The sequence below is a fragment of the Paenibacillus sp. GYB003 genome (assembly GCF_036577625.1).
Classification (GTDB): domain Bacteria; phylum Bacillota; class Bacilli; order Paenibacillales; family NBRC-103111; genus Paenibacillus_AB.
In genome coordinates this window covers 53098-72753 of record NZ_JARBDC010000002.1, presented here as the reverse complement: position 1 = coordinate 72753, position 19656 = coordinate 53098, and the positions used below count along the sequence as shown (strand labels likewise).

20 protein-coding genes and 1 pseudogene are annotated in these 19656 nt (G+C 59.5%); 17 read left to right on the top strand and 4 right to left on the bottom strand.

What is annotated here, in order from left to right:
* Positions 1 to 70 precede the first annotated feature (70 nt).
* From rpoD to PV407_RS02400, 9 genes and pseudogenes are all read left to right on the top strand, one after another.
* A complete protein-coding gene (gene rpoD, locus PV407_RS02440; RefSeq protein WP_332088275.1) occupies positions 71 to 964 on the top strand; it encodes an RNA polymerase sigma factor RpoD in 894 nt (297 codons plus the stop codon).
* A gap of 177 nt (positions 965 to 1141) precedes the next feature.
* Entirely contained in the window at positions 1142 to 2074 is a 933-nt protein-coding gene (locus tag PV407_RS02435; RefSeq protein WP_332088274.1) for a manganese-dependent inorganic pyrophosphatase, read from the top strand.
* Between the two features lie 223 nt (positions 2075 to 2297).
* Positions 2298 to 3140: a hypothetical protein gene (locus PV407_RS02430; RefSeq protein WP_332088273.1), complete on the top strand. Its 843-nt coding sequence runs from the start codon at positions 2298 to 2300 to the stop codon at positions 3138 to 3140.
* A gap of 227 nt (positions 3141 to 3367) precedes the next feature.
* On the top strand, positions 3368 to 4066 hold the full coding sequence (locus PV407_RS02425) for an FHA domain-containing protein (RefSeq protein ID WP_332088272.1): 699 nt from the start codon (positions 3368 to 3370) through the stop codon (positions 4064 to 4066).
* A 26-nt stretch (positions 4067 to 4092) separates the two neighbouring features.
* Positions 4093 to 5379 (top strand): UDP-N-acetylglucosamine 1-carboxyvinyltransferase, encoded by a 1287-nt coding sequence (murA, locus tag PV407_RS02420; RefSeq protein WP_332088271.1) that lies wholly within the window; start codon positions 4093 to 4095, stop codon positions 5377 to 5379.
* Positions 5380 to 5560: 181 nt separating this feature from the next.
* A pseudogene (locus tag PV407_RS02415) lies at positions 5561 to 6047 on the top strand (hypothetical protein).
* 632 nt (positions 6048 to 6679) lie between these two features.
* Entirely contained in the window at positions 6680 to 7663 is a 984-nt protein-coding gene (locus PV407_RS02410; protein WP_332088270.1) for a YpdA family putative bacillithiol disulfide reductase, read from the top strand.
* Positions 7660 to 8391, top strand: coding sequence for a hypothetical protein (locus PV407_RS02405; RefSeq protein ID WP_332088269.1), 732 nt, complete (start codon positions 7660 to 7662; stop codon positions 8389 to 8391). The genes PV407_RS02410 and PV407_RS02405 overlap by 4 nt, the downstream gene beginning before the upstream one ends.
* 76 nt (positions 8392 to 8467) lie before the next feature.
* Positions 8468 to 8899, top strand: coding sequence for a Fur family transcriptional regulator (locus PV407_RS02400; RefSeq protein WP_332088268.1), 432 nt, complete (start codon positions 8468 to 8470; stop codon positions 8897 to 8899).
* Between the two features lie 105 nt (positions 8900 to 9004).
* On the opposite strand, the gene PV407_RS02395 is transcribed toward PV407_RS02400, so the two are convergent.
* Positions 9005 to 10090 carry a copper resistance D family protein gene (locus PV407_RS02395; RefSeq protein WP_332088267.1) on the bottom strand — a complete coding sequence of 362 codons (1086 nt, stop codon included), beginning with the start codon at positions 10088 to 10090 and terminating at the stop codon, positions 9005 to 9007.
* A gap of 194 nt (positions 10091 to 10284) precedes the next feature.
* A complete protein-coding gene (locus PV407_RS02390; protein WP_332088266.1) occupies positions 10285 to 10782 on the bottom strand; it encodes a PCYCGC motif-containing (lipo)protein in 498 nt (165 codons plus the stop codon).
* A gap of 178 nt (positions 10783 to 10960) precedes the next feature.
* Here PV407_RS02390 and PV407_RS02385 point away from each other — a divergent pair, with 178 nt between their 5' ends.
* Positions 10961 to 11509 carry a copper resistance CopC family protein gene (locus PV407_RS02385; RefSeq protein WP_332088265.1) on the top strand — a complete coding sequence of 183 codons (549 nt, stop codon included), beginning with the start codon at positions 10961 to 10963 and terminating at the stop codon, positions 11507 to 11509.
* Positions 11510 to 11597: 88 nt separating this feature from the next.
* Here PV407_RS02385 and PV407_RS02380 read toward each other — a convergent pair whose 3' ends face one another.
* Positions 11598 to 12476 carry a helix-turn-helix transcriptional regulator gene (locus tag PV407_RS02380; protein WP_332088264.1) on the bottom strand — a complete coding sequence of 293 codons (879 nt, stop codon included), beginning with the start codon at positions 12474 to 12476 and terminating at the stop codon, positions 11598 to 11600.
* Positions 12477 to 12684: 208 nt separating this feature from the next.
* Here PV407_RS02380 and PV407_RS02375 point away from each other — a divergent pair, with 208 nt between their 5' ends.
* The 7 genes from PV407_RS02375 (at position 12685) to rpiA (ending at position 19108) form a co-directional block, all read left to right on the top strand.
* The gene (locus PV407_RS02375; protein WP_332088263.1) at positions 12685 to 13746 is read left to right on the top strand and encodes a hypothetical protein; all 1062 of its coding nucleotides are present in this window, start codon (positions 12685 to 12687) and stop codon (positions 13744 to 13746) included.
* A gap of 124 nt (positions 13747 to 13870) precedes the next feature.
* Positions 13871 to 15085: a M20 family metallopeptidase gene (locus PV407_RS02370; protein WP_332088262.1), complete on the top strand. Its 1215-nt coding sequence runs from the start codon at positions 13871 to 13873 to the stop codon at positions 15083 to 15085.
* 2 nt (positions 15086 to 15087) lie between these two features.
* Positions 15088 to 15480, top strand: coding sequence for a RidA family protein (locus PV407_RS02365; RefSeq protein ID WP_332088261.1), 393 nt, complete (start codon positions 15088 to 15090; stop codon positions 15478 to 15480).
* The gene (locus PV407_RS02360) at positions 15477 to 16229 is read left to right on the top strand and encodes an SDR family NAD(P)-dependent oxidoreductase (RefSeq protein ID WP_332088260.1); all 753 of its coding nucleotides are present in this window, start codon (positions 15477 to 15479) and stop codon (positions 16227 to 16229) included. The genes PV407_RS02365 and PV407_RS02360 overlap by 4 nt, the downstream gene beginning before the upstream one ends.
* 315 nt (positions 16230 to 16544) lie before the next feature.
* The gene (locus PV407_RS02355) at positions 16545 to 17753 is read left to right on the top strand and encodes an MFS transporter (RefSeq protein WP_332088258.1); all 1209 of its coding nucleotides are present in this window, start codon (positions 16545 to 16547) and stop codon (positions 17751 to 17753) included.
* Positions 17754 to 17856: 103 nt separating this feature from the next.
* Positions 17857 to 18411 carry a nucleotidyltransferase family protein gene (locus PV407_RS02350; RefSeq protein ID WP_332088257.1) on the top strand — a complete coding sequence of 185 codons (555 nt, stop codon included), beginning with the start codon at positions 17857 to 17859 and terminating at the stop codon, positions 18409 to 18411.
* A 16-nt stretch (positions 18412 to 18427) separates the two neighbouring features.
* Positions 18428 to 19108: a ribose-5-phosphate isomerase RpiA gene (rpiA, locus tag PV407_RS02345; protein WP_332088256.1), complete on the top strand. Its 681-nt coding sequence runs from the start codon at positions 18428 to 18430 to the stop codon at positions 19106 to 19108.
* 213 nt (positions 19109 to 19321) lie between these two features.
* Here the strand turns inward: rpiA and PV407_RS02340 are convergent, their stop codons facing one another.
* A complete protein-coding gene (locus tag PV407_RS02340; protein WP_332088255.1) occupies positions 19322 to 19507 on the bottom strand; it encodes a uracil-DNA glycosylase in 186 nt (61 codons plus the stop codon).
* Positions 19508 to 19656: the final 149 nt, after the last annotated feature.

Below are 19656 nucleotides of genomic sequence, written 5' to 3'. Positions count from 1 at the left end.
TATGGCCAACGATGGGCGTTCGGGATCTGATAAGAAGCTTTCGCTTGAATCTAGCAACGGCGATTCCGTCATGCACGACGATCAGGATCGCAACGATTATATAACGGACAACGACCTTTCGCTGCCTCCGGGCATCGGCATCAACGATCCGGTTCGGATGTATTTGAAAGAAATCGGGCGCGTGCAGCTGCTTTCCGGCGAAGCCGAAGTCGAACTGGCGAAACGGATCATGCAGGGCGACGAGGACGCGAAGAGACAGCTCGCGGAAGCGAACCTGCGGCTCGTCGTCAGCATCGCCCGGCGATACGTCGGACGAGGCATGCTGTTTCTCGATTTGATCCAGGAAGGCAATATGGGCCTGATCAAAGCGGTGGAGAAATTCGACTACTCCAAAGGGTTCAAATTCAGCACGTACGCGACATGGTGGATTCGCCAGGCAATTACGAGGGCGATCGCCGACCAAGCCCGAACGATCCGCGTTCCGGTGCACATGGTCGAAACGATCAACAAGCTTATCCGCATTTCCAGACAGCTGCTGCAGGAGCTCGGACGGGAGCCGACGCCCGAGGAGATCGCCAAGGAAATGGACATCAGCGAAGAAAAAGTGCGGGAAATTATGAAGGTGGCCCAGGATCCGATCTCGCTCGAGACGCCGATCGGGGAAGAAAACGATTCGAATCTCGGCGATTTCATCGAAGATCAGGAAGCGTTGGCGCCGGCCGACGCCGCCGCCTTCGAGCTGCTGAAGGAACAGCTCGAGGACGTGCTCGATACGCTCACGGAACGGGAGGAAAACGTGCTTCGCCTCCGTTTCGGCCTCGACGACGGCCGCACCCGCACGCTCGAGGAAGTGGGGCAAGTGTTCGGCGTCACGCGGGAACGGATTCGTCAAATCGAGGCGAAGGCGCTGCGCAAGCTGAGACACCCGAGCCGCAGCAAACGGCTGAAAGATTTTTTGGAATAAGCGCTTTTCCGGACGGCAACGAATTTTTTAACTTTCGCTAAACCGCGGTCGCTCAGCCTTGAAGTACGTCGATATTAGTTTTTTTTATGAAAATCTGTGTAAAAGCATAGGAATATAGTGGATTTAACGATATAATCGTTACTAGATTCGTACCATCCATAGAAGAGGAGCCATACCATGGGAAAAACGCTTATTTTCGGTCACAAAAATCCCGACACCGATTCGATCGGCTCGGCGATCGCTTATGCCGATTTGAAGACGAAGCTCGGAAAAGACGTCGAAGCCGTCCGGCTCGGAGCCGTAAACGGAGAAACGCAGTATGCCCTTGACTATTTCGGCGTCGCCGCTCCGCGATTGGTCGAACAAGTCGCCGGGGAAACGAGCGACGTTATTCTCGTGGACCATAACGAACGCCAGCAAAGCGTCTCCGACATCGACCAAGTGCGGGTGCTGGAAGTGATCGACCATCACCGGATCGCCAATTTCGAAACGAGCCATCCGCTCTACTACCGCGCCGAACCGGTCGGCTGCACCGCCACGATTTTGAACAAACTGTACAAGGAACACGGCGTCGCCATTTCGAAGCCGATCGCCGGCTTGATGCTGTCCGCCATCATTTCCGATTCGCTTCTGTTCAAATCGCCGACGTGCACCGAGGAAGACGTGGCGGCCGCTCGCGAGCTGGCTGCCATCGCGGGAGTCGACAGCGCTGTCTACGGACTCGATATGCTGAAGGCGGGCGCCGATCTTAGCGACAAAACGATCGCCCAGCTTATTTCGCTCGACTCGAAAGAGTTTTCGATGGGCGGCAAAAAGGTCGAGATCGCCCAAGTGAACGCCGTCGATCCGAACGACGTGCTGAGCCGGCAAGCGGAGCTGGAGCAGGCGCTTTCGGCCATTATCGCCGAAAAAGGCCTGGACCTGTTCGTCTTCGTCGTGACGGATATTTTGAACAACGATTCGATCGCTTTGGCGCTCGGCGGTTCCGCTCACGCGGTGGAGAAGGCGTACGACGTGAAGCTCGCCGACAATAAAGCGGTATTGAAGGGCGTCGTATCGCGCAAATCGCAAATCGTTCCGGTGCTGACCGATACGTTCAACAGCCTGTAACCGAATACGATCCGAAGCAAAGCTTATGCAGCCGGTTTGGCGAGCATAAGCTTTTTTTTGCGGGCGTCCGCCGGGCTTGCGGTTGGAGCCGGTCTCCATGTGCAAAAAAGTTTACGAAACGAATCTCCATTCTGTTATAATGGAAACCGAGGCTTCGAACCGGGGACGAAATTCGAATTTGATTCCCGGCCTGTTACGATATCGGACGAGAAGGTGACCAAGGATGAAAACGATCGGATTTATCGATTATTTTTTGGACGAATGGCATGCGGAGAAATATCCGGCCTGGATCGAGGAAGCTTCCGGCGGACGCCTGAAGGTGGCGTACGCTTACGGCAAAATCGACAAGCCGGACGGATTGAGCAATTCAGACTGGTGCGCGAAAAAAGGAATCAAGCTGCTGCCGACCATCGAAGCGGTTATCGAAAAAAGCGACTATTTGATCGTCCTGTCGCCGGACCATCCGGAATTTCACGAGGAGCTGTCCGAGCTGCCGCTTCGTTCCGGCAAGCCGACGTACATCGACAAGACGTTCGCGCCCGACAGGGAGACGGCGCTGCGGCTGTTCGAATGGGCGCAGACGTACGGCACGCCGATGTATTCGTCGTCGGCGCTCCGGTTCGCGGACGAATATGCGGCGCTCGCCAAAGACGGCATCGAAACGATGCATTGCAGCGGCCCGGGCAAATTCAGCAACTATTCGATCCATCAGATCGAACCGGTCGTCGCTTTGATGGGCACCGACATCGAGCGGGTCATGTATACGGGAACATCCCGCTTCCCGACGCTGCTGATCGGATTCGCGGACGGCAGGCAGGCGGCCGTCAACCATTTCGGCAATCCGACGCCGTTCGGCGCGGTCGTCAATTACGCATCCGGCGATGCGAAGGCGCTGAAGATCGAATCGAACTTTTTCGGCTCGTTTATCCGGAATCTCGTCCGGTTTTTCGAAACCGGCGAAGGCGGCGTCGATCCGGCGGAAACGGTGGCGATCGTCACCGTGATCGAATACGGCCTGAAGGCGGCGCAAACGCCTCATCAATGGGTGGAGCTGCCGGCCCGTTAAACGGTATATACGGTTGCGCGATCCGCTTCGACTTCGATGTCGGGGCGGATTTTTCGTAAAAACGAGCCGTCATTCGGATCCGATTCGAAGGGCGGGGATGCGGCACTCGAACCCGGTTCGCGTCGCTTGCTTGAAAACTATTACCGAATTATCAGCGACGCATAATTTTAATATGAGTCGGGATTGAGGTATGATAAGAGATAGAGCGCAATTCAATAGCGGAGGGAATGGAGCTGGAAACGTTCGCTTGCTTGTACATCGTCCGGGGGGAGCCTTTCCGGCCCGGGACTTCACTTCATATATCGTTGCCCGAAACGGTGTTCGGCCGAACGACCGCCGGATTTTCGCCCGATTTTTCGTTTACGAACGCGTTCATTTCGCGCAATCACTTCGTCATTCGCAAGGAGCGGGAGAAGGCGGTGCTGTACGATTCGGGGAGCCGGCACGGCACGGAGATCAACGGCGTGCGGGCGGAGCCGCATACGCCCTACCCGCTTCGGACGGGCGACATGATCAAGCTGGCGAAAGGGATGACGGTCATTCATTTCTCCTACTTGTTCGACGAGCAGACGCTGGAGCTGGAACCGCTGAGCGTAACGAAGCAGTGGGAAGAGCCGAGCGGAGCGGTATCGATTCAGTGGGAGAAACGGGAATGCGTCGTCGGCGGCAAGGCGATCGCCATGTCCGAAAAAGAATTTTTGTTTCTCGATTTGTTGTACAAGCATGCCAACCGTCTCGTCACGATTCACGACATCAAAACGACGGTATGGTCCGACCGGCCGCTTGGACCGGGAGGTACGCCCGACGTCCACACGGACGAGCTGAACGCGCTCATTTACCGGATACGGAAAAAGTACGGCAAAACGACGTTTCTTATCAGCGCGGTCCGCGGCAGCGGCTATATTTTGGAAACCGATCCGAAGTAGCGGAACCCGACAACGGAGGCTGACCTATGCGATATATTCAGGTACAACCGGCTGGGGCGCTTCGAGGCGCCGTAACGGTCCCCGGCTCGAAAAACAGCTCGCTCGCCTTGATTGCCGCGTCCTGTCTTGCCGACGATACGGTCAGGCTGGAAGGCGTTCCGGAAATCGACGATATGCGGCAAATCGAAGGCATCGCCCGGGACATCGGCCTGGGCATCCGCCGGTCGGCCGACGGCGAGACGGTGCTCGATCCGCGGTATATCCACAGCGCGACGATCGATCCGGGCAAAGCGTCCGCTTACCGGGCTTCCTATTATTTTGCCGGAGCGCTTCTGGCGAAGTTCGGCCGGGTGACGATCGGCTTTCCGGGAGGGGACGATTTCAAGTCGCGACCGATCGATCAGCACGTCAAGGCGTTTCAGGCGCTGGGCGCCAAGGTGACGTTTTACGACGATTATTACGTGGTGGAGGCGGCGCAGCTCCAGGGCGCCGACATCTATTTCGATACGATCACGTGCGGCGCTACGATTAACGCCATGCTGGCGGCCGTTCGCGCGAGAGGCAGGACGACGCTGTACAATGCCGCGGTCGATCCGGAGGTCGTCGATACGGCGGCGCTGCTGTCGCAGTTCGGGGCGCGCATTTACGGAGCGGGGACGGATTGCATCCGCATCGAAGGCGTGCCGTACTTGAACGGAGGCGCGCATACGGCCATTCCCGACCGGCTTGTGGCCGGCACGTTTCTGATCGCGGCCGGCGTCGCCGGCGGGCAGGTGACGGTGAAGGACGTCATACCGGAGCATCTCGGCTCGTGCATCGCCAAGCTGAAGGAGGTCGGCCTCGAGCTGGACGTCGGCGACCAATCGATTACGGCGTACGGGACGGGGACGATCAAAGCTACGCGGATTCGGACCGCGATGTATCCCGGCTTCGCCACGGATTTGCAGCAGCCGATGACGGCTTTGCTGCTCGGGGCGAAAGGGAAGAGCATCGTCACCGATAAAATATTTCCTCACCGGTTCGCCCATGTGCCGCAGCTGCGCAGGCTTGGCGCGGACATCGAGGTTCGGGGGGAAAGCGCCTTTATCCGCGGCGGCCGCCCGCTCGCGGGCGACCTCGTGCACGCGACCGACGTGCGCGCCGGCATCGCCCTCGTGCTGGCCGGGACGGTCGCGGAAGGGATTACGCGCATCACGGGCGTCGAGCACGTGGAGCGGGGCTATCCCGACATTATCCGCAGCCTGAACTCGCTCGGCGCGAACGTTTCGCTGCGCGAAAGCGGGGCGGATGAGGGGATGTTCGGTGCGGGGTGAGGGGTAAACGTTCAACAATTAGTAATTGAAATAAGTTCCATTCATGGTATACTGGCCGTATACGGTCCGGTCGTGAAGCACACGCCGCTTTGACACATTGCACCTGCTAGCTGCAGGTCTCGTGTCGAGGCGGCTTTTTTCGTTGCATGGGGCCGATCCTGCAAGCAAGATGTGAGCAGCGATTATAAAATTCGATCAAGCCTACGAGGAATGGCTGGAAACCGAGATTGCCCGGGAACAAAATCAGAGACGACGCGAATTGCTGGAAAAGGGGCTCGGCCACGGTACGCTGGAGTTTTTACGCAACGTTTGGTTTCCTGCCGTAAAACAGTTCGATCACCTGCACCCCGAGTGGGAGGTGCAAGAAGCTTGTGCTATCCTTTATCGGCAAGTTCGTAACGACGGATGTCCCCGCTCGTTTGTCCTGGCTCGAAGCGGAAACCGTCCGGTATGCAAGACGGCGGTTTCGTCCTTTTGCTCCGTCCGAGCTTGCGGCCCATCTGCGGATTTCGGACCAGCATGCGCGACGGATTCTTCATCGGCTGGTCGAGCTTCGGCTTCTGTTCGTTGCCGGAGGCAGGCAGCGCTACCGGACTTACGGCTTGCGAACCCAGCGATCGTTATTGGCCGCGAATGCCGGACATACGGCTAATCGTTATTGGCCGTGAATGTTGGACGTACGGCTAACGAACCCTGTGATCGTTATTCGCTCCAAATGTAAGGGATTGAAATTGTAACGAACTTCTGTAACGTTATTGCCGGCAAATTTGATCGTTCTCACCGTTTTTCGGCCCAATAGCGATATCTGGATTCGTTAGAATGTTGGAGCTACCATTTTCCTGCAAATAAGATTATGACGGTTCGCTAGCGAATGCGCACGGCACCCGAGACTGCATGTCGAATCATTCAACTTCGATACCTGCTGGAGCATATGTCCAACAATGATGCCTATTGGAGCGATGTTCAAAAGCGATACTGCTGGATTGTGTGTCCATCAGCGATACCTATTGGAGCAATGTTCAACTACGATAGCTGCTGGATCATGCGTCCAACAGCGCTACCTACTAGCGTGTTCTACTGCGGAAGCCCCCGATGCTGTGGAGGCGAGCGTTCCGCACGCTGTCCCAAAGGCGCGCCTAGAAGCACTTCTCCGTCTTGCCGCCGAATCGTATCCCGAAAGTCGCCTCGGAACGATCCGCGGGTCGCGTCCGGCGGCCCGTTTTCTTTACACCGCCGGCGTCAAATGCTACATTATTAAACGACAGGCAAGACCACATTACTCGCAAAAGGCGGCACTGGCATGGAAAAAGTGATCGTAATCGGGGGAGGACCTTGCGGCTTGTCCGCGGCCGCCGAGCTGCAGCAAAAAGGGATCGACTGCCTCGTTCTGGAAAAAGGGGGCATCGTCAACTCGATCGCCGCGTTTCCGGCGAACATGAGGCTGTACAGCACGAGCGACCGCCTCGAAATCGGCGGCGTGCCGTTTTTGTCCGAGGAGGAGCGGCCGACGCGGAACGAAGTGATGCGTTACTACCGCTCGCTCGCGCTCCGGCTCAATGTCCGGATCAAAACGTTCCATCGGGTTACGGCCGTCCGGCGTCGAAACGAAACGTTCGAGGTGACCGCGGTCAACCATCATAACCGGCAGCTCGCCTTCGAAGCCGAGCATATCGTCGTCGCGACGGGCACGTACGACAACCCGCGGCTGCTGGGCGTACCGGGAGAGCGGCTGGCGAAAGTGCGCCATTATTATAACGAAGGCCATTCGTACGCCGGCATGAAGGTGCTTGTGGTCGGCGGCAAAAACTCGGCGGTCGAAGCCGCCATCGATTTGTACCGCTGCGGAGCCGAAGTGACGCTCGTCCATCGGGGAGACACGGTGCTGAAGGGCATCAAGCCGACGCTGCTGCTGGACATCCGCAACATGATCGATAAAGGGCGAATCCGCTATTATGCGGAATCGAGCGTCGCATCGATCGGGGAGGAGCATGTCGTCATTCGGACGAACGAAGGCGAAACGACGGTCGAAAACGATTTTGTTTTCTCGCTCATCGGATACCGTCCCGACGTCGAGCTGCTGCGCAGTCTCGGTATCCGGGTCGACGAGGAGACGCAAGTTCCGGCGTTCGATCCGGAGACGTACGAAACGAACGTTCCGAACGTGTACGTCGCCGGCGTCGTGACGGGCGGCGTCACGAACAAAGTGTTTATCGACGACGGACGTTTGCACGGCCACGCCATCGCCGCGGCGATCGAATCGAAAACGGTTGGAGTGATTCGGTGAACTACCGGTATGCGATTGGCGACGAAAGCTACGAGCATTTGGCGAGCGGCCGCGTCCTGTACAACCGGAGCGGCGCCACCGCGTTCCCCGTCCGGCTCGCGAGCGAGCTGTTCGGTCGGGCGGACGCTTATTTGCGGGCCGAAGGCAACCCGGGGCCGTACCGCATTTACGATCCGTGCGCGGGCGGCGCGTATATGCTGACGTCGCTCGGATTTTTGCACGGAAACCGGATCGCGAGCTTGACCGCATCCGATGTCGATTCTCAGGCCGTTCGGTTGGCCGAGCTCAATTTGCGGCTGCTGACGCCGGAAGGCTTGGAAGAGAGGACCGAACAGCTGCGGCGCTTGCACGAGACGTACGGCAAACGATCGCACGAGGAAGCGATCGCGAGCGCGGCGGCGCTCGGAACGATGCTCGGCGAAGGAAGCCGGATTCGTTCCGTCCAATGCTTCGAGGCGGACGCGACCGAGCCGCCGACCGGCGCGCTGCGGGACCAAACGTTCGACTTGGTGATGTCGGACGTGCCGTACGGGAACAAAGTCGAGTGGAAGACGGAATCGGCGCAGCCGGTGAGCGAGCTGCTCGATCGGCTTGCCGGACGGCTCGCTCCCGTGGCGGTCGTCGTGCTGATCGCGACGAAAGAGCAAACAATCGCGCACGACCGTTACGACAAAGTCGGTCAATTCCGACTGGGCAAGCGCCGCGCCGTTTTTTTGCGGCCGAAATGAAGAGGGCGCGGCGGCCCGCTCGCGGACGAACGACCGCCGACGATAGGGGCCATCCGCCCGGAAAGGACTGCTCAACATGACACAACCGGACAAAGTACAGCGAATGATCGACATCATGGCCAAAAACGGGTGGAGAATTACCGAACAGCGGCGGACGCTGGCCGAAATTTTCGTTAAAAACGAGGGCTACTTGTCGCCGAAAGACGTATACGACCAAATGACCGTCGAATACCCGAGCGTCAGCTTCGACACCGTGTATCGCAATTTGCGCCTGCTGAGCGAGATGGGGGCTCTCGAGCAGTTTTATTTTATGGAGGGCGGCTTGAAATTTCGCGGAAGCTGCACCAGCCACCATCACCATCATCTGATCTGCATCAATTGCGAGAAAACGCTGTCGTTCGAATATTGCCCGATGGAGCAAACGCTCGAGCTTCCCGGCAAATTCAAAATCGTCAATCACCGGTTCGAAGTGTACGGCATTTGCGAGGAGTGCCAATCGGACAAGTAGAATGGAGCCGGCCGGTCCGTCGCTCCGTCGCTCCGTCGATCGGCCGCCGCCGCCCGCTTGCGATCGGCAACGGTCGACCGTTACGCCCTTCGCGCAAACGCTCGGTTAACGGACGAGAAGCATGAGCGACAAATAGGCGGAGACGACGAAGCCGATCCCGACCGCGGCCGCGGTTCGCGGCGCGTTTTTGCGCCAGGCGCGAAACAGCAGCGCCAGGAGAGCGACCGCCGCCGCGGCGAAAACGGCTCCCGCCGGATCGAAGCCGAACGCCAGCTGCGTATCGGCCGTTACTTCGTTTCCGTGAATCGAGCGGAAGAGCGGGGACGGCACGAGCGGCTCCGGATTTTCCGGATCGTCGTGAGGCGGTCTTTGCTGCCCCATAAACGCGGTGGCCGCGAACAGAAGCAGGACGAATACGCTTTCGACCCGGAACCACGGACGGGGATCGTACTGCGGCTGGCGGCGCAGCTTCGCTCGGAGCAGAAAGCCGTTCGCGATGCCGAAGCACAGGACCGGGACGAACAGCAAATGCTTGATCAGCAGCGCTTGCCCGTACGAAACGATCCAGCTGTTCGCATAGTTCGGCACGATATAAGCCATAAGGACGAAGCCGGCGGCGACGATCGCGAGCACGCAGCCGATCGCGAGCGGGTGAAACCAGCGCAGGAAGCGGAGCCATCCGTCATACGGCGCGGCGAACCAGCCGACGAGCAGCAAAACGCCGATCCAGACGCTGGCGGCGGCGAGATGCAACGACTGCGCCATAAAGCCCCACGTTTCCGACAAGCCGGCGGCATGGCTCGCCCAGCCGTACGAGAGCAGCAGGCCGAGCGCTAGCAGGCCGGTTAGCGCGTTCGTCGCCGGGTGCCGGCTCGGGTCGCGAAACGAGAGCAGGGCGAGAAGGACCGTGCACATGCCGAACATCCACAGCCACGCCTTGCCGAATTCCAGCTCGAGCAGCACGTCGTCGATGATGTCCCGGAACGGACCGGCAAACTGCGTTAAAAAAATCGTATTTTTGATGACGGGAACGAGCGACAACAGCGCGATGCCGATGACGGCGTTGAACAGCAGCGAGCCGGGGAGGCGGACGTTCGGCTTCCCGGAAGGCGGTACGGCGTTTAGGACGACCGCGCCGCATACGATAGCGAAGCAGACATATAAAAGCGTTTCCGAAGCATAGGCGTACATGGCGATCCCCCGTATGAAAAGCTTCCGATCGATCGAAGCCTTTCGATGATATGCATTCGAGTTTTTTTGCGAAAGATCAGAATCGGAAAAATCCCTCGCCCGACGCATTCAAGCATTCCAATACGTTGTGTCGTAAAAAAAGCCTCCTGCCGATTGAGCAAAGAGGCTTGTCGTCGTTTGGACGACGCGAGCGGTCAGCCCGGCATCGGGGTCGGCGTCGGCTTGGCGTAGCCGGTCTTGTATGCGGCGTCGATCGTTTGCCGGATTTCTTTTGCCGTTTTGCCCTGCTCCTTCAATCGGTACGACGTTACGGCGATTTCCATGCAAACGCCGCAGCGCGTGCCGTGGTCGTCCCAGACGACGGAGCCGTCGCTCTTGATTTCCCGGATGAAGCAGTTTTCGTTGCTCTTATGTCCGGCGCTCTCTCCGCAGCCGCAGTAGCAAGGAATCGATTTCAGCAAATCGGCCGATTGGGCGGCGAGCCGGTAGGCGGTCCGAATTTCTTCCCGCTGCTTGCTCAGGAAGGACGGAAGCGTCTGGATGGATGCGGTCGTCTCCTGGATGTCGCCGGACGCCGTCTTGTGCGTGCCGTGTTCGTCGCCCGTACCCGATGCGGACGGATTGCCGCACGCGGCCGCGGCAAATAGCGACAGGGCGAAGGCGAGCGAGCCGACCGTGCGCAGTTTGTTCATCGTACACCTCGATCCGTAGCGTTTTTTTCGTTTTGTCCAACATCCATCATAGCATACGGACCGGTTCAAGCGCAGGCGCGCGTCGATTGTTCGAAAAGTTGTCTATTTTCGCCGGGCAGGGACGAAGGGGCCGTCTGGTATAATGAGCGTTGACAACGTAAGAAAGGTTGCATGCCAAATGAGAAACGGCTATCTGATCGGATTCGCGTTCGTCTTGGCGCTGCTGCTGGCTCCGGTGTCGGCGTCGGCGCATACGGGCCTGAAATCTTCCGTACCGGCGAACGGGAGTACCGTTGACCGGCCGCCGGGCGAGATCGTGCTCGAATTCAATACCGATATCGGATCGATGAGCACGTTCGAGGTGCTCGGAGAGAACGATAAAGCGTGGAGCGTCTCCTCGATCCGTGTCGATCAAAACAAGATGACCGGCAAGCTGGACGCGAGCCTTCCCGGCGGGACCTATAAGGTTAAATGGCATATAGTCGGCCGGGACGGGCATCCGGTCGAAAGCGAGCTGTCGTTTACCGTCAAGCGGGAGGGGCAGCAATCGAGCGCGGCGCAGGACGCGGCGTCTGCCGGAACCCAGGCGGCGCAGCAGCCGAAAGAGCCTGCCGCGGCGCCTCCGGAAACGGGCGGGAACGGGCGAACGATCGCCGTTATCGCCATAGCGGCGGCGGCAGTTCTCGCACTCGGGATCGTCGTCCGTCTGCGGCGAAAACGCGGCTAGGAGCCGGTCCCGGCGGCTCGCCCCGCGTCGTTTATTGCCGTCCGGCCGTCGAAATCCGCGCGATTTCGCCGGCCGGACCCCGTCCGCTCTAGCTTCCTTCGTAATGTTTGGCCCGGAACGACAAGGCCGACATGCCGGTAAACTTTTTGAACAATCTGGCAAAATACGTGACGTCGTCGTAGCCGAGCATTTGCGCGATCTGCTTGATTTGCAGGTTCGTCATGCGCAGCAGCGTTTTCGCCTCCGATATTTTCAGCCGATTCACGTACTCGTTCAACGCGAACCCGGTATGCCGGTGAACGATGCGCCGCAAGGTCGAGCGGGAAATGTGGTTGCGCTCCCAAATCTCCTTCTCGTCCCACGGCTTGTATAAGCTTTCCCCGATATCCTCCAAAATGCGCAGCACCATTTCCGGCCTCCGCTCCGGCCCTGCGCCGGCCCTGCGGCTGTCGTTCGCGCGGCAAAACTCGAACACGAGCGATTCGAGCAGCAGCGCGGCGCGGTCGATGTTGTCGGCGATGCCGCTCTCCATGTAATCCCCGATCGTCTCCAGCTTTTGAATCCATATGGTGTCCACGCCGACGCGCATCGTCTTGTCCGGTTCGGCGATCAGGCCGTCCAGCCATTCGCCGACTCGAGGCCCTTCGAAATTGACGTAATACTCGTCCCAATCTTTTCCCGCATCCGGTCCGAAATGAAACAGCCCGCCCGGATATTCCCAGAACAAGCTGCCGGCCTCCAGACGCTGCACCGGGCCGCCTTCGACCTGGTACGTGCCGCTTCCCCGGACGATGTAGGTGAACGCCCACGTCGAGGTGGTCGAATTGCGCCGCATCGGAGTGCGCCCGGGCAAATGCCCGAACTGCTGCACGGTCAATCCTTTGATTTTCAGCTTCGCCCGGTCGACCTTCAAATCGATGATGCGGATCGGCAGCGGACTGATCATATAGTCCAACATTTTGGTCATGGCCGGCCTACCCTTCGCCCTGCGGCATTGGTATCGTAGAAGGTAATGATCGTCAATTATAGCAAACATCGCGGATGCTGTCGAAGAGGGCGAAAGCGAGAATGGAGGACGATCGATGCAGCAGCTCGCGTACGGGGACATCGAAGACGCGCCACGGCCAGCCGCATCGCGCATCGCGCAGCCTTGACGAACGAAGGAGGAACGACGAATGATTCACCGTCAGCCGAACAAATTGATCAAAGGGGTCGCCTACCACGGAAACCGGATGCTGCGCCATATGGAAACCGACCTGCGGGACATCGTGAACCGGCATTTCAACCTGGTCGTCCATATGTTTTCGCATACCGACTGGGACCGGCACCGCAGCATCATGAAGGAAATCATCCAGATGACGGAAGGGCACGGGCTCGACGTATGGGTCGACAACTGGGGACTCGGCGGGCCGCCGGGCGACAAGTCGCACTTTCTCGCCTATTACCCGGACAGCCGTCAAGTGTATTCCGACGGCTCGGTCGATCCGGTGCGCGCCTGCCTGAACAGCCCGAATTTCCGCAAGTTTACGAAGGAATGGATCGACGTCGTATACGACATCGGCGGGAGAAGCATTTTTTGGGACGAACCGCACCTCGCTGCGAAAACGACGAGCGGCGGCAAAAATGCGTATACGTGCGCGTGCGACCGCTGCAAAGCGTCGTTCCGCGAACGGTACGGGTACGACATGCCGGCCGAGATGGACGAAAACGTCGAGAAGTTCCGGATCGACACGGTCGTCGATTACTTCCGCGAAGTGACGACGCACAGCCGGCGCAAGCAGATGGAAAACATCGTCTGCGTCATGCTCGGCAGCTCGTACGGCATCAACCTCGATTCGATCGAAGCGATATGCAGTCTCGACACGCTGGACAATATCGGCTCCGATCCGTACTGGCTCGGGCAAAAGGACGCGCACCCGTACGACTTCGTGTACGAGGCGACGAAGCGCAATTTGGACGTTTGCGAAAAATACGGCAAGCGGCACAACATATGGATTCAAGGCTACAGTACGCCGGCCGGACGCGAGGAAGAAATCGTTTGGGCGACGGACGCGGCGTACGACGCGGGGGCGAGGCAAATTTTGGTGTGGGGCTTCCGCGGCTCGGAATCGAACGATTATCGCGCCAAGTCGCCGGACATGGCATGGAACGCAATCGGCGAAGCGATGCGGCGAATAACGGACCGGCATCACGACGAGCTGCGCCGGAGCCGGCTGGAGAAGCTGAGGCCGCAGTAACCAACCGTCTTGCGCGCATAAACGGGCTAAGGAGGGAACGGCGCTGGACAACGGCAGCGTAAAGAAAAACATCGCCCGCTGGGTCGCCGGGCATCGCGACGACATCGTCGGGCTGACGTCGGACTTGATCCGGTTCAATACGGTCAATCTCGTTACGGACGGGACGGAGCGCGAATGCCAAACGTTCGTGGCGGGCGTCATGGAGCAAATCGGCCTGGAGACGAGGCTGTATTCGCCGGAGGAGGCGCCCGGCTTTCGCGGCCATCCCGCCTATTTTCCCGGCAAAACCTACGCCTTGCGACCCAATGCGGCCGGACGGTGGCGAGGCCGCGGCGGCGGGCGGTCGCTGCTGTTTTCGAGCCATACGGACACGGCGGTCGCCGCGCCGGGCTGGACCGGCTCGCCGTGGGAGCCGCGCGTGGCGGACGGCAGGCTGTACGGGCTCGGCGCCTTCGACATGAAGGGCGGGCTCGCCGCTTCGATCATGGCCGTAAGCTGCTTGCGCGAGCTCGGCTTGCGGCTCGCCGGCGACGTGACGATCGAATCGGTCGTCGACGAGGAATTCGGCGGAGCGAACGGCACGCTTGCCGGGCGGCTCATGGGCTATAACGCCGACGCGGCGATCATACCCGAGCCGACGAACATGGCCGTATGTCCCGCGACGCGCGGCGGTGCGCTGTGGCGGCTGACGTTTCGGGGCAAGACGGGCCTTGCGTTCAGCGGCGAAACGCTGCACAATCCGCTGTACGACGTCGGCAAGTTTCTCGTCTTTCTGGAACGGTTCGAGCGGCAAAAAAGCGGCGTTCCCGGTCCGGCGCCGTGGTACTCCGGCGATACGTCGGGCTTGCCCGCAATACCGGCGCGGGCGGCGGCGGGCGATTTATCGGCGGCGCTGTGCGACGTCGGACCGGAAAGCGCCGAACTGGACATATGGGTCGAATGCTACCCGCGGACGACCGAGGAGCAGCTGAGGCTCGAGCTGACGGAACGGTTCGCGGCGATGTTTCCGGAAGCGCAAATGCCCGAATTCCGCAAAATGATCCGCTTCTTGCCGGGCAGCGAGCTGCCGCCGGACTTCCCGCTCCTGTCCGTGATCGGAACGGAGGCGGCGGACGTTTGCGGCGCGGCGCCGGACGTTCGCGGAGCGCCGTTCGCCTGCGACGCGTTCGTCTTCAATCTGCACAGCCCGACGCCGGCCGTCGTGCTCGGCCCGTCCGGAGCGAACGCGCACGCGGCGGACGAGTACGTGGAGGTGGAGTCGCTGCTGCGGCTGACCGAGCTGTACGCCCGCACGATCGTCGAATGGTGCGGCATATCCGATATTCGGGAAGGAGAATAAGCATGAGACGAGCGATTCGCACGCGGGAAGCTTTCGCCGGCGACGGGCCGTACTCCCAGGCCGTCTTGTCGGGAGGGTTCGTTTTCGTATCGGGACAAGGCCCGCTCGATTTGCACGGAAACGTTGTCGGCGAAACGATCGAAGAGCAGACCGGGCTGACGCTGCGGAATATCGAACGCATATTGGCCGCGGCCGGCTGCACGATGGACGATGTCGTGAAAGTGAACGTCATTTTGCGGCATATCGGCGATTTCGACAAATTTAACGACGTGTACCGGACTTATTTTCGCGAGCCGATGCCCGCCCGAACGTGTTACGAAGGTGGCCTTGACGGCATACTGGTCGAAATCGACGCGATCGCCGAGGCGCCGAACGGAAAGGAGCGAGGGACATGAACCGATTCGCCGGGAAAGTCGTTCTCGTAACCGGCGCGGGCCGCGGGATCGGCAAAGCGATCGCCCGCCGTTTCGCCGCCGAAGGCGCCAAGCTCGCGCTGCTGTCCGACGTGGAGGCCGACCTGCGGCAAACGGCCGACGAGCTTGCAGCCGAAGGCGTCGAGGCGGAACGGTACATCGTCGACGTGTCCGACGAGCGCCGCGTCGAAGCGGCCGTTGCCGCAGCCGCGAACCGGTTCGGCCGGATCGACGTGCTCGTCAACAACGCGGGCATCGCCTGGGAAGAGCCGGTGCTGGACATTAAGCCGGACCGGTGGAAAAAAATAATCGACGTCAACCTGAACGGCATGTTCTGGGTCGCTCAAGCGACCGCCAAACGGATGGCGGAGCAGGGCGGCGGTGCGATCGTCAATATGGCTTCGACGAACGGACTCGTCGGCGAAGCCGGCTATGCGCACTACAACGCCTCGAAGGGCGGCGTCGTGCTGCTGACGAAGACGATGGCGGTCGAGCTCGGCTGCAAAGGGATCCGGGTCAATGCCGTCTGCCCGGGCTATATCCAAACGCCGATGTCCGAGGCGATCGACGACGCCGAATTCGTGGAGCGGTACGTACGGGACAAAATTCCGCTCGGCCGCGTCGGCAGGCCGGAGGACGTCGCCGGCGTATTCGCGTTCCTCGCCTCGGACGACGCCGCCTTCATCACGGGCGAAACGATCGTCGTCGACGGCGGACAGCTGGCGTTTTAAAAAGCTGCTGATCGAAGCTTTTCGACGAGAGGTGTATTCGCGTTTGAGCGGTTGTTTGTTTTTGGTACAGAAAGTCGCATTCGCTATATGGTAAATCAGATCCCGTTCCTTGTGCGAACGGGATCTTTTTATTGCAAATGGATTGACTTTTATATAGACACAACTGTAATATATCTATTGTCAAACAAACATTAAACATAAACGTCTATAAAATGACGATGTTCATGTTGACGTTGTTGACGGTGCTGCGCAGCGACATGCGGTCCGAAGAACTGCAGTCTTCCGACCGGACGCCAGATAGGAGTTGCATTCATTTTGTTACGCAATCGATACGTCGGAACGATTCTATTGTCCCGGACCGTGCTGCAGCTCGGCATATGGGTCCGAAACTTCGCCATTTTGCTGTACGTGACCGACATGACGAACAACGACCCGCTTTATGTGTCGCTCATTTCAGTCGCCGAGTTCGCGCCGATTTTCGTTTTCGCCATAATCGGCGGCACGTTCGCCGACCGATGGCGACCGAAGCGAACGATGATTTGGTGCGACGTGCTGTCGGCCGTTTCCGTACTCGTCGTGCTGCTCGTCGTAATCCTCGGATCGTGGCATGCGTTGCTTTTCGCTGCGCTGTGCTCCGCGATTTTATCGCAATTTTCGCAGCCGTCGGCGATGAAGCTGTTCAAGCGGCATGTGCCGGAGGAGCAGCTTCAGGGCACGATGGCGATGTACCAAACGGCGATGACCGTTTTTACGGTTATCGGTCCGGCGATCGGCACGTTCGTCTACCAGACGTACGGTATCGAAGTGTCGATCGGCATTACGGTCGTCATGTTCCTCGCGTCCGCATTCATTTTGTCGTTCCTCCCTCGCGACGAGGAAAGGGGCGCGGCATCGGCGGGAAGCTTCAAACAAGAGATGACGGACGGCTTGCGCTATGTCTGGTCGAACCGCACGCTGCGGCTGCTCGGCGGCTCGTTCGCGGCGTCCGGCCTGGCGGTCGGTCTCATTCAACCGCTCATGCTGTACGTCGCGCTCGAAAATTTGCAATCGGACAAACCGTTTTTGCAGTGGCTCATTATGGTGAACGGCGCGGCGATGCTGGTCGGCGGAGCGGTCATGATGAGCGCGGCGAAAAAGATCAGTCCGCAGGCGCTTCTGGCGACCGGTCTTGTCGTCAGCGCGGTCGGGACGGTCGGGATCGGCTGGTCGGACAGCATCCCGCTTACGCTGGCGCTTCGAGCGGTAACCGGCTTTGTTTATCCGACCATTCTCGTCGGCATCAATACGATGATATTGCGCAACACGGAAGCGGCTTTCGTCGGTCGCGTCGGAGGCGCGCTCAGTCCGCTTTTTATGGGGATGATGGTCGTCGGCATGTCGGCGGCGGGCGCGCTCAAGCAGTCGTTCTCGTTGTTCGCCGTATTTGGCTTGAGCGGGCTATTGTTCGTCTTCGGGGGGCTGCTTTTGCTGCCGCTGTTCGGAGAAGGACGGGCAAAAGCCCCGTCGGGGGCCGGACAATCGTAGCGCTTGGCGAGAACGGTTAAAACGGATTTTTCGGCGCGGACAAAAAGGTTTTCGCCGGACAGGCGTCGAAACGAATGCGTAACGCTGGCATTATGAGCCGAAAGTGGGGAACGATTTGCACGAGCAGCTTTTAATCCGCTTCCTGCGGGAAAACGAACGGCTGATGAACGATCTGCACGCCGCGCGCCGCCTGGACTTGCCTCAATGCTTCGTGGCGGCGGGGCGCATCCGCAACTACGTCTGGGACCGTCTGCACGGGTACGAAGATCGCGGCAAGCATCACGATATCGATGTCGTGTATTACGATCCGGACGATTTGTCCGAAGAACGGGACGTTACGCTTGAATACGAATTGATTCGCGAAACGGGAAACGAGGCGTGGTCCGTCAAAAATCAGGCGAGGATGCATGTGCGCAACGGCGAAGCGCCTTACCGGTCCGTTGCCGACTCGCTCGCCCGGTGGCCGGAAACCGCGACCGCCGTCGGCGTCATGGTCGATGCCGGCAATGCGATCGCGATATGCGCCCCGCACGGCCTGGATGACTTGTTCGGCATGATCGTCAGGCAAAGCCCGCTGTTCGGGGACCGGACGTATGTTTTGGAACGGGTGCGGGCAAAAAGATGGAAAGAGCATTGGCCGCTGTTGACCGTGCTATAAGCTGGGAGGTGCTGCGATGGATGCGACGAACATGAAGCGGCTTGCCGCCGAAGCGGCCGTCCGCCTGATCGAGGACGGCATGGTCGTCGGTCTCGGAACGGGCTCGACCGCCTACTGGGCGATTCATAAAATCGGCGAATTCGTCCAGGGCGGCTTGAACGTTCGGGCGGTCGCAACGTCGGAAAGCTCGGAATCGCTCGCGATCCGGCTAGGCATTCCGATCGTGCGGCTCGACGACGTCGAGCGGATCGATATGACGATCGACGGAGCGGACGAGATCGATCCCGATCTGAGCTTGATCAAAGGAGGAGGCGGGGCGCTCCTGCGGGAAAAAATCGTCGCGGCGGCGAGCCGGACGTTCGTCGTCGTAGCCGACGAAAGCAAGCTCGTGCGGCGTCTCGGCGCGTTTCCGCTTCCCGTCGAAATCGTGCCGTTCGGCACGCGCCAGACGATCGCGAAGCTGGAGTCGCTCGGCTGCGCCGCCGCTGTCAGGCTTGCGGACGGCCGCGAATTCGAAACCGACAACGGCCATTGGATCGCCGACTGCCGATTCGGGACGATCGAGCGGCCGGATGAGCTTCATCGGGCGATCAACGGCATTCCCGGCGTCGTCGACAACGGACTTTTCCTGTCCATGGCCCATCGCGTCATCATCGGCCGCCGGGACGGAAGCTGCAAAACGATGGATCGAGCATGAGCGGACTATACGGCGAACGCGATACGCGCGAGCGAAAGGCGCCTTTTTCGGAAGGCGCCTTTTGCTTTTGGCAGGAAAGCAACGTTAGCGGAGATGGCGTTCGCCGTGGTCGTCGGCGGGATCAAAGGCGCATTAGCCCGGAACAGCCGGGTGTATATGAAGCGGTGCTTGAGCATGGATCGGAGCGAACATGCGACGTTTTGCCGGGTGCCGCTAACGTCCCGCCTTCGCTTTCGCTTCGAACGTCAGGCACGGCTTGCCGGACGACGCCAACACGTCGCGGCTCGGCAGCGACTGCGTCTTGAAGCCGAACGCTTTGCAGCCGTTCGGAAATTTCGGGTCCCACGTGATGTAGAAGTGCCGGCATTTCATGCAATCGATTCGTTTCGTTTCGGACATGCGGTCCCTCCGCGTCATTCGTATGCTTTTCCCATTATAGCGCAATCCGCATAGGCTCGAATAGAATAGGGCGGACAGACGCGGGCCGGACATTGCCGCTCAATCGCTCCGACGACCCGTAGAAACAGGCAATCCCATCGCCGCCTATG